Raw genomic sequence first — 1,073 nt, forward strand, 5'->3', positions numbered from 1 at the left:
ACCCAAGCGGAAGGGGAATTGAGTATTGTGTATTGTGTCCCCGGAATGTGCGGCAGCGGCTGCTGCTATCGGCATCGGTGGAGCAGTGGCCTTGTTGGCAAACTAGGGAGGCAAGTGTGGTATTTACGGAAGAAGCGGGTGTTTGCGGCAAAACGGTAATGAAATACAAAAAGTCGGAAATATCTATTAAGATATATGTGCCTACTAGAGTACAGAAAGGCCGAGGAGAGTTTTCCTGTAAATTCTCCATTTCCGGCGAGACCATGAATTTCTCAGGTGAGTCAACGGGCTTGGACTCAATGCAAGCAATTATTTTATCCATGAGAAAAATCGGTACATATCTTCGGGTAGATGACGAAATAGATCACGATGCCGTCGAATGGGAACACGGCCCTCCAAATTTTCCGGTTTTTGAAAATCTTATTTGAGCTTCTTAATTGAGCTAATTCCGGGGACACAATACCTAATCAACCCGGACCATCCGGAATTCCGGCGAATTCCGGGGACACAATACCTGATTGATGCGGACGGGGCGTTGGCGTTAGGATCGCTCATGGCCCGCCTCGCCCGGCTTGTGATCCCCGACGTGCCCCATCACGTCACCCAGCGCGGCAACCGCCGCCAGCCGGTTTTCTTCAGCGACGAAGATTATGCAGCCTATCGCGATCTCGTGGCGGAGGCGTGTGCCGTGCACGGGGTGGCGTGTCTGGCCTGGTGCCTGATGCCGAACCACGTCCACCTGATCCTGATGCCGCGCGACGCGGACGGGCTGCGCGCCGCGCTTGGCGACGCGCATCGCCGCTATTCGCGCCGCATCAACTTCGCGCACGGCTGGACCGGCTATCTATGGCAGGGGCGCTTTGCCAGCTATCCGATGGACGAGGCGCACCTGATGACGGCGGTCCGCTACGTCGAGCTCAATCCGGTCAAGGCTGGGCTGACGGCGGAGGCGGAGGATTGGCGCTGGTCGTCGGCCAACGCGCATGTCACCGGCAAGGTGGACGGGCTGACCGATCTCCGCGCGCTGGCTGGGGTCCACCGCAACTGGCGGGCGATGCTGCGCCACGGCCTGG

General features: G+C 57.9%; 2 protein-coding genes. Both read left to right on the forward strand.

The genetic code is table 11. The annotated features are described in order from the left end of the window. Window positions 1-428: DUF6968 family protein (locus DX905_RS16145; protein WP_205412328.1), on the forward strand; the 428-nt coding region annotated here is incomplete at its 5' end. 125 nt (window positions 429-553) lie between these two features. Continuing rightward, on the forward strand, window positions 554-1,073 hold a 520-nt coding region (locus DX905_RS15860), incomplete at its 3' end, for a transposase (RefSeq protein ID WP_162875683.1).

Origin of the sequence: Sphingomonas crusticola, from assembly GCF_003391115.1 — a bacterium.
Classification (GTDB): domain Bacteria; phylum Pseudomonadota; class Alphaproteobacteria; order Sphingomonadales; family Sphingomonadaceae; genus Sphingomonas_I; species Sphingomonas_I crusticola.